Raw genomic sequence first — 16,046 nt, 5'->3', positions numbered from 1 at the left:
GGATGAAAAGGGGAGGATCGGGTATTCAGGTGGTTGCGGTCATCTCCTCGGCGCGGTGGCAGGCGACACGGCGTCCGGGCGCCAGCATGCGCAGGTCGGGCCGTTCGCGCGCGCAGCGCTCGATTGCAAGCGGGCAGCGATCGCGAAACAGGCAGCCGCCTTCCACCGGAGCGGCGGAGGGCGGGGTGCTTACCGCCGTCGGACTTACGCTCGTCGGCTGGCGCCCGAAGCGGTGGATGCTCGGCTCGGCTTTAGCAAGCACGCGGGTATAGGGGTGACCGGGCGTTTCGAAGACCGCATGGGCCGGCCCCTCCTCGACCAGCCGGCCGCGATACATCACCCCGACGCGATCGGCGATACAGTCGACGACCGCCAGATTGTGGGTGATGAACAGAAAGGTGACGCCGCGCTTCTCCTTCAGATCCATCAGAAGGTTCAGCACCTGCGCCTGCACCGAAAGATCGAGCGCCGAAACGGCCTCGTCGGCGACCACCAGCTTCGGCTCGGTGATCAGCGCCCGGGCGATGGCGATCCTCTGGCGCTGGCCGCCGGAAAACGCATGCGGGTGGCGTTGCATCTGATCGGCACTGAGGCCGACGCTGTCCAGCATGGCGGCAACGCGCTCGCGGATCTCGCCCCGCGTCGGCCTTGGCGCCAGCACATGCAGCGGTTCTGCGACGATGCGCTCGACGGTCATGCGCGGGTCCAGCGAGCCGAAGGGGTCCTGAAACACCATCTGGAAATCGCGGCGCCTGCGCTTCAACGCGCCCTCCGACAAAGAAAACAGGTCCTCGCCTTCGAACAGCACCTGGCCGGAGGTCGGGCGGTCGAGCGCCATGACGAGGCGGGCAAGCGTGGACTTGCCGCAGCCGCTCTCGCCGACCACGCCGTAGATCTCGCCGGGGCTGACCGAAAGGCTGACCTCATCCAGGCCCCGATTGACCCGAGGCTTGCCGAACAGCTGGTGGCTGAGATAATCGCGCGTCAACAGCCGCACATCGAGAAGCGGTGCCGTCATCGCTCTGCCCCCATGCCCTCGGCCTTCAGACAGCGCTGGCCGCGTCCATCCCGCACCATCCAGGCCGGCTCATGCTTGGAACAGGCTTCGAAGCGCTCCGGACAGCGATCGCAAAAAACGCAACCCTGCGGCAGATCGCCGAAGCCCGGGACATTGCCGGGAATGGTCGCCAGCCGATCGGCATCGGTGACGCGGCGCGGCATCGCCGACAGCAGCGCACGGGTATAGGGATTGGCCGGCGCCGTCAGAACATCGCGCGTCGGTCCTTCCTCCATCCGCCGTCCGGCATACATGACGACGGTTCTCTCGCACATCCGCGCGATGACGCCGAGGTCATGGCTGACGAGGATCAGCGCCATTTCGTATTCGCGCGTCAGGTCGTCGAGTATGTCGAGCACCTCTGCCTGGACGGTGACGTCCAACGCCGTCGTCGGTTCGTCGGCGATCATCAGGGCCGGCTTCTGGGCAAGCGCTATCGCGATCCCCACCCGCTGACGCTGGCCGCCCGACATTTCATGCGGATAGGTTTTCGCTCTCGCCCTGGCGTCTGGAATGCGGACCTGGTCGAGCAGTCGGACCGCCTGCCCGCGGGCCTGCGTCCAGCTGAGCCCGCCATGCCAGACAAGGCCCTCGGCAATCTGGTCACCGACCGTCATTGCCGGGTTGAGCGCCGTCAGCGGCTCCTGGAAAATCATGCCGATACGGCGTCCACGGATCTGGCAAAGCCGATCCTCTCCGGCGCGCAGCAGGTTTTCCCCCTCCAGCGCGATCTCGCCCGCGGGCACCGCCACGGCCGGCAGGAGCCCCATGATGGCGAGCGACAGCAGCGACTTTCCGGAGCCGGACTCACCGACAATGCCCAGCGTCTCGCCGGCTGCCAGGTCGAAGGCCATGTCGCTGACCACAGGTACCGAATGGCCCGCCCCCGTGCGGATGGCGATCTGCAGGTCGCGGATGCGCAGCAGCGGTGTTCCGGTTTCCGACATCAGGCGCGCCCCCCTTCCCGCGGATCGAGGAGATCGCGCAATCCGTCTCCCAGCATGTTGAAGCCAAGCACGGTCACGGCGATCGCCAGGCCCGGCACCAGTGCCAGCCAGGGGGCGGCCGACATATAGGTCTGCGCATCCGCCAGCATCCGGCCCCAGGTCGGGGCCGGCGGGGCGAGGCCGAGGCCGAGGAAACTTAAGCCCGCCTCGGTGAGGATCGCCAGCCCGAGCTGGATGGTCACCTGGACGATGATCTGGTTGGCGATATTGGGCAGAACATGGTCGAGCGTGATCCGCGCCTTGCCCTTGCCGGCGGCGCGGGCCGCCAGCACATAGTCCCGCGACCAGACCTGCAGGGCAGCGCCGGCGGTGATGCGGGCAAAGACCGGCACCATGAACACCGCAATGGCAATGATCGCCGTCCAGCGTCCGGTTCCGAGCAGGGCACCCAGCATCATCGCCGAGAGGATCGGCGGAATGGCAAACACCACGTCGTTGACCCGCATCAGCAGGGCTTCGGCAACACCGCGGCGCGCCGCAGCGGTGACGCCGAGCAGCGTGCCGAAGCTGGCGCCAAGGGTGACGGCGGTGACGGCAATCGAAAGGGAATTCCAAGCGCCGGCCATCAGCATCGAGGCAATGTCCCGGCCGAACTGGTCGGTGCCGAGCAGGCCGAAGGCGAGCGGCGGCTGCAGCTTGTGGATGATCTGCATCTTGGCCGGCGGCAGCGGTGTCCAGACAAGCGAGAGCAGGGCGAGCGCGACGAGCGCGATCGTTACCACCGCGCCGATCGTCAGCGCGGGTCGGCGTATCGCCAGTCTGACCATGCCGCCTTGTCCGCTCATCGGCTGCCGCTCCGCAGTCTGGGGTCGAGCAGCAGATAGGAGAGGTCGACCAGGAAATTGACGATGATCACCAGCCCGGCGAAGAACAGCACGACGTCCTGCATGACGATGATGTCGCGCTGGGTGAGCGCCTTGTAGGCAAGCTGTCCGAGGCCCGGCAGGCTGAAGACGTTTTCGATCAGCACGGCGCCGGCGACGAGAAAGGTGAATTGCAGCCCCAGGATGGTCGCCACGGGGACCAGCGCATTGCGCACCGCATGACGCCAGAGAGCAGCACTGCGGGTCAGACCCTTGGCGCGGGCCGTGCGCACGAAATCTTCGTTCAGGACTTCCAGCACGGAAGAGCGTGCCACCCGCGTCAGCACGCCGGCCTGCGGCAGGCCAAGCGCAATGGCCGGCAGCAGAAGCGCACCGAGCCCTTTGAAGAAGCCCGCACTCCAGCCGGAAAACCCGCCGGAGGGAAACCAGCCAAGGGATATGGAAAAGACGAGGATCAGGATCAGCGCCACCCAGAAGGCCGGGACCGCGATGAACAGTTGCGAGAAGAAGCCGGCCACATGATCGAAGAGGCTGTTGCGCCGGGCCGCGGAGAGCACCCCGAGCGGAATGGCGATGGCGATCGAGATGACGATCGCCATCAGCGCCAGCGGGATCGTCACCATCAGCCGGTCGGCCATCAGCCCGGCAACGGGCACGCCATAGGTATAGGAATTGCCGAGATCGCCGGTCAGCACGCCGCCGAGCCAGGAAAAATAGCGCAGGATCATCGGCTGATCGAGGCCGAGTTCGCGCCGCAGCGCCTCCAGCGTATCGGCGCTGGCAGATGTGCCGAGCATGATTGCCGCCGGATCGCCCGGCAGTACAGACATGACGGCAAAGATCACGGCCGACACCGCAAGCAGTGTCAGAACAAGACTGCCGAACCGTTTGAGGAGGAGTGCCAGCATAGACCGAACCCTTCAGCCGCCCCGGACCTCGGCTGCGTCCCCTCCCCCTCGGAACGCAGGCGATCTATGTCCGCTGGGCATTGAACGCTTACTCTTCCCAATGCACCTCGGTCAGCACATTGGAAGGAATCGGCTCGTTCTCCCAAAGGCCCTTCAGCTTGGCGTTCCAGACACCGAGTTTCGGCATGACGAAGAGGTAGAGCGCCGGCACGTCGTCCGCCAGGATCTTCTGGGCCTCGCCATAGAGCGTGTCCTGCTCTGCCGGATCGGCGGTCGCCTGGATCTTGTCCATCACGGCGTTGAAGTCGGGGTTCTTGTAGTTGAAGTAATAGGGATCGCGGGCGTAGATATCGATGTCCATCGGCTCGGCATGGGCGACGATGGTCATGTCGTAGTCGGTGCCCTTGAACACGTCCTGGACCCACTTGGCCGGGAATTCGGTGGGCTCGATATTCATCGTCACACCGATTTCGGCGAACATGGCCTGCATGACCTGCGCCGAGCGCGGCGCATAGGCCATTTGCGGGGTCTTGATGGTGAAGGTAAAGCCGTTCGGGTAGCCGGCTTCCGCCAGCAAAGCCTTGGCCTTTTCAGGGTCATAGGCATAAGTGCCGGTCAGATCGACATAACCGCGATCGTTCGGCGTATAATGGCTCCCGATCGGCGTGCCGAGGCTGTTCCAGGCACCATCGACGACGGTCTGGCGATCGATGGCCATCATCAGGGCCTGGCGCACACGCTTGTCGTCGAAGGGCTTGCGGGCATTGTTCATGCCGGCGACGACCTTGAGTTCCGTATTGCCGATAACGGTCGTCAGCGTGTCGTCGCCCTTGAAACTGTCCATCAGCTCCGGCGCGCCGAATTCCGGGAAGGCATCGACATCGCCGGACTTCAGCGCCGCGGCCTGGGCCTGCGGATCTGCTATGAAGCGGAAGGTCACGTGGTCAAGACCGAGCTTGACGTCCTTGTTCCAATAGTCGGCATTGGCTTCCAGCTCGACCTTGTCGCCCTTGGCCCAGCTCACGAACTTGAACGGACCGGTGCCGATCGGGGTCACCTTGTCATCCGCGGCGCTCTTGGTCCCGACGATGACCGAAGACGGCCAGCCCAGCCAGTAGAGAAGACTGCCGGTCGGTTGGGTCAGCTTGAGGACGAGCGTGTTGGCGTCCGGCGTCTCGATAGTGTCGATGGAGGCAAAATAGCGCTTCTGCGGGTTGACGCTGTCGGCACCGCGCGCGCGGTCGAGGGACGCCTTGGCGACAGAACTGTCAAACGCCTCGCCGTCATGAAACGTGACGCCCTGCTGCAGATGGAATGTGTAGGTCTTGCCGTCTTCGGAAATATCCCAGCTCTTGGCGAGCTGCGGCTCGACCTTGCCGTCGCGGTCGATCGTCGTCAGGCCTTCGAAGACATTCTGCCAGGTGACCTGACCGATGGCGACCGGTGCTGCAATCGTCGGGTCGAGCCCGGCCGGCTCGATCGCCATGCCGAGGGTCAGGTCGCGTCCCGCAGCCAGCGCAGCCGTGGTTGCGGGAAGAATGGTGGACGCGGTGCAGGCGAGCCCCAAAAGCAGCTTGCGAACCGGCGACCTTGAAAACAGCACTGGCATCATCGGCGAAATGTTCCCTCTTTGGTGGCGCGGGCCAGGGGCCATGGCGCAGCGCAAAAAGATTGGCATTTCGGAAGGCCGGAGACAATGTCGAATTTGCCGGAGACATGCATTCACGCCTGCGGAAGCGCGGGCCAGGCCACAGGTTGACGGCAACCGACCCGGCTTTCAGCCGCCGGTTTCGGCGTCGAACCGGGGGGTTATTTCCGCATGATCACCCAGACAGCATGGATGATGCCGGGAAGGTAGCCGCACAGGGTCAGCAGGATGTTCAGCCAGAATTGCAGGCCCAGACCGACCTGCAGGAAGACGCCGACAGGCGGAAGGATGATGGCGATAAGAATGCGGATAACGTCCATGAAAGGCTCCTGAATCACTGTTTCGGATAGCAAACGCTTCGACAGGGCAATTCGTTCGATCCGGCGTTCCGGTCAGATATTGCCTTGAAACGGGATTGCATTGACCGATCGGGAATGAAATCTCTGCAGAACCTCAACAAACAGCGACAGCAGGACCAGCATGCAGCCCCACACCTTCTGGCAGGAGATCGATCCCGCGGAAAGCCACGCGACGGCGGGACCGTTTCACGATTTCTATCCGGCAACCCTGAGCGACGGCCGCCACCTGAAACTGCCGATCCGCGCGCTTTCGGACGGCGTCCACGGACTTGCATCGCTGATCATCAACCAGGCAAGCTTTACGGTACAGGATGTCCTGGCCGCGCAGGTGGCAGAGAAGATCGAGCCCCATGCGCCGGATGTGATCGTCGGCCTTCCGACGCTTGGCCTGACGCTTGCGCCGGCCATCGCCCGATGCCTTGGCCACCAACGTTACGTGCCCTTCGGCACGTCACGAAAATTCTGGTACGACGAAGCGCTTTCGACCGCCATGTCGTCGATCACCACGCCGGATCAGGTCAAGCGCCTGTATGTCGATCCGCGCATGCTGCCGCTGCTCCAGGGCAAGCGCGTGGCGCTGGTCGACGACGTCGCCTCCAGCGGCAAATCGCTGCTCGCCGCGCTCAAGCTGCTCGAGGTCTGCGGAATCGAACCAGTGGTGATAGGGGTCGCCATGGCCCAGACGGACGCCTGGAAGCGAACGCTCGACACAGAATGGACCGGGCACGCGCAAAAGGTCGTGCATGCCTTCCGGACGCCAAGGCTCAAGCGCTTCGAGAATGGCTGGATCGCCGAGACCGCGATTGGCTGAGGTTCATCAGGTCTCGTCCGGCTCGCGGTCCGGCTGCTGGACGGACGTGTCCGGCGCCTTGTGCTGGCTCGGATCATAGCGGATCAGCAGTTCCCAGGCCGCATAGGCGGCGATAGCCAGAAAGGCGATCGCCCAGCCGGTCTGGCCGTTGGATATCTCGACCAGCGCCCACAGCGCCGGAAACAGCGCGGTCAGGATCCGCCGCCACAAGGGCTTGAAGAAGGGATGGGCCGGATCGAGTATCTGCAGTTTCATCTGTGTCTCCGTCTGTCGCCGACACGATAGCCGAGCGGATCGTCGTTAGCCAGTGTCAGACGCCCGCGGGCACGCGACGGACCTCGACATGGGCCGCCCGGCCGGCCCCCCAGCCATTCAGCGCGACACCGAAACCGAGCGCCAAGAACAGAACGGCCGTGCCGTTGAAGGATCCGGTCCAGCTGCGGATGAAGCCGACGAGCAACGGGCCGACAGCGGCCAGCAGATAGCCGACGAACTGCGCCATGCCGGAGAGATAGGAAGCGGTATCGGAATCCGGCGAGCGCAGCACGATCGCGGTCATCGCAAGCGAGATCAGGCTGCCCTGACCGATCCCCTGCAGGACGGCAAAGCCCCAGGCCGTCCAGAGCGGGGCGAAAAGCAGACCGATCAGGGCAATGGCAGCCGCCGCCGCCATCAACACGTTGATCAACCGCTGATCGCGCATGCGCACGGCGATCTGCGGTGCGAAGATGCAGGAGATCCCCTGCACCATGACCGACATGGACACCAGAGCACCGGCATGGACGCCGTCCATGCCGCGCTCCCTGAGGATCGGCACCAGCCAGCCGAACACGCAATAGGCGAGCGCCGATTGCAGTCCCATGAACAGCGTGACCTGCCAGGCCAGACGGTCGCGCCAGAGGCCGACGATCCTGACGCGACGGCTGCGGCCATGGGACCCTTCGCCGAAGACCTGCGGCAGCCAGATCAGCGCGACCAGCACCGCCGGCAGCGCCCAGAGGCCGAGTGCCCAGCCGAGCGAGCCGCCGACGAGATCACGCAGCGGCAGGGTAAGCCCTGCCGCGGCTGCCGCACCGCCACACAGCGCCATGGTATAGAGCCCGGTCATCAGCGCCGTTCTGTCGGGGAAATCCCGCTTGACCAGCGCCGGCAGCAGCACATTGCCAACCGCGATACAGGCTCCGGCGAGCATGGTGCCAAGGAAGAGCAGCGGCAGCGAAAGGGCACCACGAAGGGCCGTTCCCAGCGCCAGCAACAGGAGCACGGCCAGAAGGGTGCGCTCCTGCCCGAACCGCTGGCCAAGCCGGGGTGCGAGCGGCGAAAAGGCACCAAGGCAGACCACCGGCAGGGTGGTCAGCAGCCCGGCCGTTGCAGCCGAAAGGCCGAGTTCCGAGCGCAATTCGGGCAGCAGGCTGGAGAAGCTCGAAAAGATCGGCCGCAGATTGAAGGCAATCAGCACCAGGCCTGCGCCGAGCACGATGCGGGATAGGCCGCGCCCTGCGTCCACTGTTGTCATGTCTGGCCTCGATCACTGTCTGCAAGGGGACGACTGTCTGCGACCTATGGTTCGCACGGGCAAACGCCCGGTGCGCGAAGCCCGATCTGTCGCATGAACGCCCCGATCGACGCCGTCATACCCAGAAACAGGCGGGAGGCCAAGCCACCGGGGGCCTGCGGCGGTACGGTGTCAGGGACCGATCCTGCGCTCGTCCTTGCCAAACACGTGCAGCGCCGCGCTGTCGAATGTCAGGCGAACGGCGGCCCCGACCCGCAACGCCTGCTGGCCGGGCAGCACCGCCAGTACGGCGTCGCCGCCCGAGAGCCGCAGATGCAGGACGGTTTCGGCACCGAGCGATTCGACCAGCTCCACGGTCGCACGGACACCCGGTTCGCCGTCGGCTGCCAGCCGCACGTTTTGCGGCCGAACACCGGTGGTCACCCGGACGTTTTCAACGGGCAACTCGCCGGCCCAGTCGATGACCACCGCATCACCGCCCGCGATCGCGATCTCGACCTTGCCGTCTCCGGCAGCGCCCAGCATCGCCGGCAGGAAATTCATCCGCGGCGAACCGATAAAGCCGGCAACGAACAGATTAGCAGGCCTGTTATAGACGTCGAGCGGCGAGCCCACCTGCTCGACCTCGCCCTTTTTCAGCACCACGATGCGGTCGGCCAGGGTCATCGCCTCGACCTGGTCATGGGTCACGTAGATCATCGTCGACTTCAGGCGGTTGTGCAGGTCGGCGATCTCGGCGCGCATGTGAACGCGCAGCTCGGCATCGAGATTGGACAGCGGCTCGTCGAACAGGAAGACATCCGGATGGCGCACGATGGCGCGGCCGATCGCGACGCGCTGTCGCTGGCCACCCGACAGGGCACCCGGCTTGCGCTCCATCAGGGCATCGAGCTCGAGGATCTTTGCCGCGGAGGCAACGCGCTCGGCGATTTCGGCTTTCGGCATGCCGGCAAAGCGCAGGGCAAAGCCCATGTTTTCGCGCACCGTCATATGCGGGTAAAGCGCATAGCTCTGAAACACCATGGCAATCCCGCGCTTGGCCGGATCGACATCGGTCATGTCGGCGCCGCCGATCATCAGTTTTCCCTGCGAGATCGGCTCCAGGCCGGCGATCATCCGCAACAGCGTGGATTTGCCGCAGCCCGATGGACCGACGAAGACCACCAGTTCACCCGAAGCGATCTCCAGATCGACGTTGCGAACGACGGTGAGCGCCCCGAAACTCTTGGCGATGGACGAAAGCCGGACGTCTGCCATGCCGCCGCCCTCACCCGACCCTGAAGGTGATCGACTGCGCGCCGAATGGCCGGCATTTGGCCGTCAACGTCAAGGGACCCGCAACGTCGCCGGCCTCGACATAGACCCCCGCCGCACCGCCTTTCAGCATCACCAGCTCAGGCCCGACGATCCGGCCCGGCCCCTGGAGGCTGAGCTCCACCGGGTCGTCGAAAAATGGCAGAAGATTGCCGTGCTGATCGAGAGCCCGCAGGATGACCCGCACACAGTCCTTCTCGCCGGCCAACAGATCGACGGCATCGGGCACCACCTCCAGCGTCGTCGGCAGCGGATTGCCGGGCATGCGGACCTCGGCGACCTTCTCGCCCCCCAGATAGCCGGTGATGAGGCCATCCCGCCAGATGCGGCCCCACGTACCAAACTCCTCGCGGGTGACGGAGCGCAGGTCGACGATCACGGGCGGATGCGGCAGATGCGGGTAGGTCTCGCGATCGGGCGCGATCCGCTTCGGTGAAAAGTCGCCGAAGGTGATCTCGACATAGTCGCAGTTGGTCAGGATGATCAGCGGCAGCACACCACCGATATTGCGCTCGCCGCGGGCCCAGAACGTCACCGGCTGAAGCACGACGCCGCCGGCCAGATCGCCCTGCGAAGCATAGGCATAGGCTGCGAATTTCGGTTCGCGGTACATGTCGGTGACGCCGTGGTAGCAGATCCGGTCGCCCGAGCCGAAATCCTTGTGGGTGTTGTAATCGAACATGCACCAGCCGGTCGAACCGGAAATCGACGGGTCGCCCGCCGCCGCGTCCAGTATGGCCAGATGGCGGGTCACATGCTCGGCCTGGCGCTGCTCCTGGTCGAAGCGCTTGGTCGGATACATGTGGCCGTTATATTCGGTGATCATGTAGGGCACCTTGTGCGCAAGACCCGTCGTCTCCGACTGCGGTCGCAACACGGTGCGTTCGCGGTTGCTGCCCGGCAGTTCCTCCTGCCCGAGAATGAAGTCGTTCATCGTATAGACGTCTTCCAGCATCTCGCTCTCGGTGATGAAGCGCACGCCGCCGGTCTGGCGCGTGGCATCGAGTTCGCGGGCGAGCCGGTTGGTCTCGGCATAGAAGTCGTGGTTGTCCTGGCTCTCGTTGATCCGCACGCCCCAGATGATGATCGAGGGATGGTTCCAGTCGCGCTCGACCATGCGGCGCACGTTCTCGATCGATTCGGCCTGCCAGGCCTTACCGCCGATATGCTGCCAGCCCGGAATTTCCTCGAAGACCAGCAGCCCGATCTCGTCGCAGCGATCGAGGAAATAGGGCGACTGGGGGTAATGCGAGGTCCGGGCAATGTTGCAGCGCAGGTCGTATTTCAGGATGTCGGCATCCTTTTCCTGACCGCGCTTGCCCATGGCATAGCCGAGATGCGGCCAGCACTGATGCCGGTTGAGACCGCGCAGCTTCAACAGCTTGCCGTTCAGGAAGAAGCCTTCGGTGGTAAACTGCGCCGTGCGAAAGCCGAAGCGGCACGAAAGACTGTCCATACCGGCGGCGGTCTCGATGGTCGCTGTCAGCGTGTAGAGAACCGGATTGTCGATGTCCCAGAGGTCTGCTCCGGCTATATCGGAAAGCGCCACGGTGACCTCCGTGCCGGAGACATCGGCCTCGGCCGATGCGATGGCCTGCCCATTCACACCGGAGATCGTTACTTGGACCTTGCCCGACACGTCCTGCGCGTGCGGATTGGCGAGAAAGATCCGCGCCGTCACCGTCTTGCTGGCGGCCAGCGCCTCCGGGGTCTCGATCTTGACGTTGGCGATCGACACGGGGGCCGTCACCTTCAACCAGACATCGCGGTAGATGCCGGCATAGGTCAGATAGTCGATCTGGCCGCCGAACGGCGGGATCTCGGGGTTTTCCGAACCGTCGATCTTCACCGTCAGCAGATTGTCGCCCGGTTTCAGATGTGGCGTCAGCCGCGCCTCGAAGGGCGTGTAGCCGTCCTTGTGGGCGACGATCTCCGCCCCGTTCAGCCAGACCACGGCGTCGGCCATGGCCCCGTCGAAGACCAGGCACACCTCGCGGCCATCGAAGGAAGGATCGTAGGCGATGATCTTCTGATAGGTGAAGGCGCGTTGATAGGTGGTCTCGTCGAAATAATTGTAGGGCAGCTCGACGGCCGTGTGCGGCAGCATCACCGTCTCGCCCGCCTGCAGGGCGCTAGTCCAGCCCGGTTCGAAGCCCGCCCTGAAGACCCAGCCGGCATTGCATTTTTGAAATACGCGCATGACCAATCCTATTTGACCGAGCCAAGCATGCCCTGGACGAACTGGCGCTGCATGGCGAAGAAGACGATGAGGGTGGGGAGAATGGCGAGGATCGTGCCGACCATGACGGTCCCGTAATCCGGAAAATAGGCCGAGGCGAGCGAGGAGATGACCAGCGTGATCGTCTTGGTGTCGTTCGACTGCAGCACGATCAGCGGCCAGAGATAGTTGTTCCAGTTCGTCATGAAGATGATGACGAAGGCGGCGGCGTAGGTCGAGCGCATCACCGGCACGTAGATATAGAGGAAGATCTGCCATTCCTTCAGGCCGTCGACCTTGGCGGCATCGCGCAGTTCCCGCGGGAAGGATTTCGTCGCCTGGCGGAAGTAGAAGATCATGAAGGCCCAGGCGATGGTCGGCAGGATGATCGCGATATGGGTGTCGATCAGATGCGCCTTGGCCATCAGCATGAAGAGCGGGATCATCAGGGCGGCGAACGGCACCATCAGCGTCAGCAGCACGACGACATAGAGCCGGTCGCGCAGCTTCGAGCGGAACATCTCGAAACCATAGCCGGCCATGGACGACACGAGGATGGTGAGCGCCGTGCCGAGCAGCGTCACCTTCAGCGAATTCCACATCACCAGGGGCACATCGACCTGGGAGACGAAGCTCTCGATATTGCGCACAAGCGCGTTGCCGAAGCTCACCTTGCCGACGATGATGTCGGCGGTGGTGTTTGTGGCGCCGATCAGCATCCAGACGAAGGGGAAGATCGACACAAAGGCTGCAAGGCTCAACAGCCCGTAGCGCAGGGCAGATCCGGCAAGGCGAGCGGCGCGGGTACGGGTCATTTGCGCTCCCTCGCCAGGTAGAACTGGATCAGCGACAGCAGGGCCACCATGACGACGATCACGTAGGAGACGGTCGCGGCATAGCCGAAGCTCGGCATGAAGCGGAAGGTGAGATTATAGATGTAAAGCGACAGCGTCAGCGTCGCATTGGCCGGGCCGCCCTTGCCTTCGGTCAGATTGTAGACCTCGTCGAACAGCTGCAGCGTGCCGATCGTCGAGGTGATGGTGGTAAACAGGATCACCGGCTTCAGCATCGGGATCGTCAGGTGCAGGAAACGGCGCCAGGCGGGCACGCCATCCATTCGAGCGGCCTCGTCGATCGACGGATCGATGTTCTGCAATGCGGCGAGATAGAAGATCATGTTGTAGCCGGTCCAGCGCCAGGTGATTGCGGTGATCACCAGCACCTTGGCCCAGAACGGATCGGTCAGCCAGTTGATCGGCGCGTCGATGAAGCCCAGGCTGGAAAGCGCGCCATTGACCACGCCGTCGACGGCAAACATGCTCTTGAACAGGATGGAGTAGGCCACCAGCGAGGAGACGCAGGGCAGAAAGATCGCCGTGCGAAAGAAGCCGCGAAACTTCAGCCGCGGATTGTTCAGCGCATAGGCAAGCACCAGCGCCAGAACGATCATGATCGGCACCTGGATGACGAAATAGGTGATCGTGTTGGCCAGCGCCTTCAGGAACACCGCGTCGTTGAACAGCCGCTCGATATTGGCGGTACCGGCAAATTTCAGCAGCATGCCGCGCCCGCTATAGAGCGACAGGATGAGGGAGCGGATGATCGGATAGACCATGAACAGGCAGATCAGCGCCAGGGCCGGGCCGACGAACAGCCAGCCATTGGCGTCGTAATAGCGGCTTCTATTGCGGGCGCGATTGGCGGGCATGGTCAGGCTTCACCTCAACTGGTGGAATTCATCTGGTGGAATGATCGTTTGGCCGGTCATCCTCCAGGACCGCGACACCCTCAAGGGATGCCGCAGTCCCGGGGAGGTGCGGGCAGAACGGGCTGCCCGCAGGCTGGTCTCACTGGATCTGCTGCTCGGCCTGATCGTTGATCGCCTGCAGCGTCTGGTCGATCGGCGCTCCGCCGGCAAGCGCCGACAGGTTGGCGGTCACGGCGCTGTCCATCTCGTTGGTGAAGATGCCGTAATTGACCGGCGGCACCTGGCCGAGCCAGTCGGAGAAGCTCTGCCAGACCTGATCGCCGCCGAAGAAATCGTCGGCCTTCTGATAGGCCTCACCCTCGCGCGCGGCGAGCAGCGATCCGACGGCGCCCCGTTCGGTCAGGATCTTCTGGTAGAAGTCCATGTCCTTGGCATAGATCTCGTTGAGGAAGTCGATCGCCTGGTCCTTTTCCGGCGAACCCGCCAGCACATACCAGCTGGAACCGCCGAGATTGGAGGCGTTGACCGCACCGTCGAGGTCGAGACGCGGCGTCGGGGCGATACCCCATTTGCCGGACTGTTCGGCCTGCGCCTTGATCGAGCCGGTGATCCAGACACCGGTGACGACCGTTGCCACGTCACCGCCGGTAAAGGCCTGGACATAATCGGCCCAGCCGGTTGCCGGCTTGACGATTTTTGCCTGGACCTCCTTTGCCTGGGCTTCGAGCGCCGCCTTCAGGGCGTCATTGTCCTGGATCGCCAGATTGCCGTCCCCGTCGAAATACCATTTGCCGTCGGTCTGCATCATGATGCGCGTCATGCCGCCGTCATTCAGGTCGAGCGTCGTCCACTGGTGACCGGTCTTTTCGGTGACGTCCTTGCCGATCTCGATATAGCGATCCCAGGTGAGGTTCTGCAGGTCGTCCGGCTTGTAGCCGGCCTGCTCCAGATAGTCGCGACGGTAAAAGAGCCCGGTGACGCCGGAATCGAACGGCATGCCGTAGACCTCGCCGTCCACCGTCATCACCTCGACCTTGTAGGGGGCGAATTTCGAGTAATCGACCTTGTCGGTCATCGGCGCAAAGGCGCCGGGAAAGGATTGCAGGTATTTCTGCGCGCCGTAATCCTCGATCAGGACGATATCCGGCAGGGCGCTGGTGGTGCCCGAGGCGAGCGCCGTCTGCAGCTTCTGCTCGACATCGGCCTTGGCGAAATCGACGACGTTGAACGTGGTGTCGGGATGCTTGGCGGTGTAGCGCTCGCCGGCTTCCTTCATGATCGCGACGTTGAAATTCGGATCCCAGCACCAGACGGTGATCTCGCCGGCGAGCACCGGCCCGGCAAACCATGCGCCGGCGCAGGCCAGCAACGTCAGTTTCGTGCATTTCAAAACGGCTGTGTGTTCCATGCTTCCCTCCCAAGAAACAGAAATCCGGGCCTCTCTCCCAGCCCACAACCCTAAGTAAGACCTCAAATCCAGGCAAAGGCAAGAAAATTTTTAGTAAATATTTTACTTGCTTTTGGCGATGCGCCTCGCCTCAGACTGCGCTTGCGCTTGGCATCACATCGGTGGCTTGCGGCAACTGTCACGCCAGATCATTTCGGTCGGAATACTGACCCGTTTGGCATAGGTGCGCCCGTTGATGCGCTCGCCCAGAAGATCGACCGCCGTTTCGCCGATCGGTTCGCCGAGGATCTTCATCGTCGACAGCGGCGGGCTGAGAAATTGGGCGACGGGAATGTCGTTGTAGGAGACGACGGCAATATCGCGGGGGACGGACAGCCCGGCCTCCTGGATCGCCCTGTAGGCACCGATCGCCATATTGTCGTTGGCAGCGATGATGGCATCCGGCCGCTCGGCCAGCGCCAGAATGCGGCGCGCCTGCTCGTATCCGACTTCGAGCCTGAGATTCTGGCCGTGGGTATTGTGGTCTCCAAGCGACACAAGGCTTTCATCGAAGCTGCCATGCTCGCGCTGCCAGTCGACATAGGCCCGGCAGCGTCGCTCGCCGAAGAGCTTGCCGTCGCCATTGATCGGATCATGGGCACCGATAAAGGCAATCCGCCGGTAACCGGCGGCGTGCAGGCCGTCCAGGAGGGTGCGGGTTGCCTGCGCCAGGTCGCTGGAAACGCAATCGACCTGCGGCGCCTTCGGCACGAAGTCGGCAAACACCAGATGCCGGCTGCACTGCTGCAGCCATTCGACCTCTTCGACCGAATGCTTGCCGATCGCGATCACCCCGGACATGGCCTGCAGCAGGCCGGCCCCGGCCGTGGCCTCGGAGTGAAAGACCTTCACCACCTCTGCCTTCAGTTCGCGGCAGCGGTTCTCGATGCCGAGGCGCACGCCGATATAATAGGGATCGATCAGCTCTTCCGAGGGCTCGAGAAAATGGACGATCGCCAGACGCGGAATGGAGAGCGGGCGCGGATGGAGATGGGCAGCGGTCTCCAGCCGGCGATTGCGCGGGGTCTCGTAATTCAGGGCTTCGGCCGTCTCGATGATAGCCTGGCGCTTTTGCGCGGAGACCGACAGGGTCGGATCGTAGTTCAGCACCCGCGACACCGTTCCCGACGAAACGCCGACCGCCTTTGCTATCTCTCTGATGGTTACCACAGGCACGCCCTCTTCCCGGGCAGCTTGCAAGATGCATCCGCACACAGGAAGTAAATATT

At 63.6% G+C, this 16,046-nt stretch carries 15 protein-coding genes; 1 reads left to right on the top strand and 14 read right to left on the bottom strand.

Annotated features, from left to right (window positions below):
- Window positions 1–25: 25 nt before the first annotated feature.
- The 6 genes from J2Z17_RS15185 to J2Z17_RS15160 form a co-directional block, all read right to left on the bottom strand.
- The gene (locus J2Z17_RS15185) at window positions 26–1,018 is read right to left on the bottom strand and encodes an ABC transporter ATP-binding protein (RefSeq protein WP_209946475.1); all 993 of its coding nucleotides are present in this window, start codon (window positions 1,016–1,018) and stop codon (window positions 26–28) included.
- Window positions 1,015–2,004, bottom strand: a complete 990-nt coding sequence (locus J2Z17_RS15180; RefSeq protein ID WP_209946474.1) for an ABC transporter ATP-binding protein — start codon at window positions 2,002–2,004, stop codon at window positions 1,015–1,017. Before J2Z17_RS15180 ends, J2Z17_RS15185 begins: the two co-directional genes overlap by 4 nt.
- Window positions 2,004–2,849, bottom strand: coding sequence for an ABC transporter permease (locus tag J2Z17_RS15175; protein ID WP_209946473.1), 846 nt, complete (start codon window positions 2,847–2,849; stop codon window positions 2,004–2,006). Before J2Z17_RS15175 ends, J2Z17_RS15180 begins: the two co-directional genes overlap by 1 nt.
- Window positions 2,846–3,796 (bottom strand): ABC transporter permease, encoded by a 951-nt coding sequence (locus tag J2Z17_RS15170; RefSeq protein ID WP_209946472.1) that lies wholly within the window; start codon window positions 3,794–3,796, stop codon window positions 2,846–2,848. Before J2Z17_RS15170 ends, J2Z17_RS15175 begins: the two co-directional genes overlap by 4 nt.
- Window positions 3,797–3,884: 88 nt before the next feature.
- Window positions 3,885–5,408 (bottom strand): ABC transporter substrate-binding protein, encoded by a 1,524-nt coding sequence (locus tag J2Z17_RS15165; RefSeq protein WP_209946471.1) that lies wholly within the window; start codon window positions 5,406–5,408, stop codon window positions 3,885–3,887.
- Window positions 5,409–5,605: 197 nt separating this feature from the next.
- Window positions 5,606–5,764, bottom strand: a complete 159-nt coding sequence (locus tag J2Z17_RS15160) for a YqaE/Pmp3 family membrane protein (RefSeq protein ID WP_209946470.1) — start codon at window positions 5,762–5,764, stop codon at window positions 5,606–5,608.
- A gap of 160 nt (window positions 5,765–5,924) precedes the next feature.
- On the opposite strand from J2Z17_RS15160, the gene J2Z17_RS15155 reads away from it, so the two are divergent.
- Window positions 5,925–6,614 carry a phosphoribosyltransferase gene (locus J2Z17_RS15155; RefSeq protein WP_209946469.1) on the top strand — a complete coding sequence of 230 codons (690 nt, stop codon included), beginning with the start codon at window positions 5,925–5,927 and terminating at the stop codon, window positions 6,612–6,614.
- A gap of 6 nt (window positions 6,615–6,620) precedes the next feature.
- Here the strand turns inward: J2Z17_RS15155 and J2Z17_RS15150 are convergent, their stop codons facing one another.
- The 8 genes from J2Z17_RS15150 to J2Z17_RS15115 all read right to left on the bottom strand — a co-directional run bounded on the left by J2Z17_RS15150 (window position 6,621) and on the right by J2Z17_RS15115 (window position 15,987).
- Complete coding sequence (locus tag J2Z17_RS15150) at window positions 6,621–6,869, bottom strand: hypothetical protein (RefSeq protein ID WP_209946468.1); 249 nt, start codon at window positions 6,867–6,869, stop codon at window positions 6,621–6,623.
- A 55-nt stretch (window positions 6,870–6,924) separates the two neighbouring features.
- Window positions 6,925–8,130 (bottom strand): CynX/NimT family MFS transporter, encoded by a 1,206-nt coding sequence (locus J2Z17_RS15145; RefSeq protein WP_209946467.1) that lies wholly within the window; start codon window positions 8,128–8,130, stop codon window positions 6,925–6,927.
- Window positions 8,131–8,301: 171 nt separating this feature from the next.
- On the bottom strand, window positions 8,302–9,387 hold the full coding sequence (locus J2Z17_RS15140) for an ABC transporter ATP-binding protein (RefSeq protein ID WP_209946466.1): 1,086 nt from the start codon (window positions 9,385–9,387) through the stop codon (window positions 8,302–8,304).
- Window positions 9,388–9,397: 10 nt separating this feature from the next.
- Window positions 9,398–11,644: a glycoside hydrolase family 2 protein gene (locus J2Z17_RS15135; protein ID WP_209946465.1), complete on the bottom strand. Its 2,247-nt coding sequence runs from the start codon at window positions 11,642–11,644 to the stop codon at window positions 9,398–9,400.
- Between the two features lie 8 nt (window positions 11,645–11,652).
- On the bottom strand, window positions 11,653–12,477 hold the full coding sequence (locus tag J2Z17_RS15130; protein ID WP_209946464.1) for a carbohydrate ABC transporter permease: 825 nt from the start codon (window positions 12,475–12,477) through the stop codon (window positions 11,653–11,655).
- A complete protein-coding gene (locus J2Z17_RS15125) occupies window positions 12,474–13,370 on the bottom strand; it encodes a carbohydrate ABC transporter permease (protein WP_209946463.1) in 897 nt (298 codons plus the stop codon). Before J2Z17_RS15125 ends, J2Z17_RS15130 begins: the two co-directional genes overlap by 4 nt.
- A gap of 139 nt (window positions 13,371–13,509) precedes the next feature.
- Window positions 13,510–14,778: an ABC transporter substrate-binding protein gene (locus tag J2Z17_RS15120; protein WP_209946462.1), complete on the bottom strand. Its 1,269-nt coding sequence runs from the start codon at window positions 14,776–14,778 to the stop codon at window positions 13,510–13,512.
- A 153-nt stretch (window positions 14,779–14,931) separates the two neighbouring features.
- On the bottom strand, window positions 14,932–15,987 hold the full coding sequence (locus J2Z17_RS15115) for a LacI family DNA-binding transcriptional regulator (protein ID WP_209946461.1): 1,056 nt from the start codon (window positions 15,985–15,987) through the stop codon (window positions 14,932–14,934).
- Window positions 15,988–16,046: the final 59 nt, after the last annotated feature.

It is taken from the genome of Heterorhizobium halophytocola (assembly GCF_017873095.1).
GTDB lineage: Bacteria > Pseudomonadota > Alphaproteobacteria > Rhizobiales > Rhizobiaceae > Allorhizobium > Allorhizobium halophytocola.
Note: the sequence above shows the minus strand (reverse complement) of the source record. Positions and strands in the feature narration are given on the sequence as shown.

Bases quoted from the DNA above. Each gene is read 5' to 3' on its own strand.
- J2Z17_RS15120 (WP_209946462.1), bottom strand. From the start codon at position 14,778: ATGGAACACACAGCCGTTTTGAAATGCACGAAACTGACGTTGCTGGCC.
- J2Z17_RS15135 (WP_209946465.1), bottom strand. From the start codon at position 11,644: ATGCGCGTATTTCAAAAATGCAATGCCGGCTGGGTCTTCAGGGCGGGC.
- J2Z17_RS15185 (WP_209946475.1), bottom strand. From the start codon at position 1,018: ATGACGGCACCGCTTCTCGATGTGCGGCTGTTGACGCGCGATTATCTC.
- J2Z17_RS15145 (WP_209946467.1), bottom strand. From the start codon at position 8,130: ATGACAACAGTGGACGCAGGGCGCGGCCTATCCCGCATCGTGCTCGGC.
- J2Z17_RS15150 (WP_209946468.1), bottom strand. From the start codon at position 6,869: ATGAAACTGCAGATACTCGATCCGGCCCATCCCTTCTTCAAGCCCTTG.
- J2Z17_RS15160 (WP_209946470.1), bottom strand. From the start codon at position 5,764: ATGGACGTTATCCGCATTCTTATCGCCATCATCCTTCCGCCTGTCGGC.
- J2Z17_RS15180 (WP_209946474.1), bottom strand. From the start codon at position 2,004: ATGTCGGAAACCGGAACACCGCTGCTGCGCATCCGCGACCTGCAGATC.
- J2Z17_RS15130 (WP_209946464.1), bottom strand. From the start codon at position 12,477: ATGACCCGTACCCGCGCCGCTCGCCTTGCCGGATCTGCCCTGCGCTAC.
- J2Z17_RS15125 (WP_209946463.1), bottom strand. From the start codon at position 13,370: ATGCCCGCCAATCGCGCCCGCAATAGAAGCCGCTATTACGACGCCAAT.
- J2Z17_RS15155 (WP_209946469.1), top strand. From the start codon at position 5,925: ATGCAGCCCCACACCTTCTGGCAGGAGATCGATCCCGCGGAAAGCCAC.
- J2Z17_RS15165 (WP_209946471.1), bottom strand. From the start codon at position 5,408: ATGATGCCAGTGCTGTTTTCAAGGTCGCCGGTTCGCAAGCTGCTTTTG.
- J2Z17_RS15175 (WP_209946473.1), bottom strand. From the start codon at position 2,849: ATGAGCGGACAAGGCGGCATGGTCAGACTGGCGATACGCCGACCCGCG.
- J2Z17_RS15170 (WP_209946472.1), bottom strand. From the start codon at position 3,796: ATGCTGGCACTCCTCCTCAAACGGTTCGGCAGTCTTGTTCTGACACTG.
- J2Z17_RS15140 (WP_209946466.1), bottom strand. From the start codon at position 9,387: ATGGCAGACGTCCGGCTTTCGTCCATCGCCAAGAGTTTCGGGGCGCTC.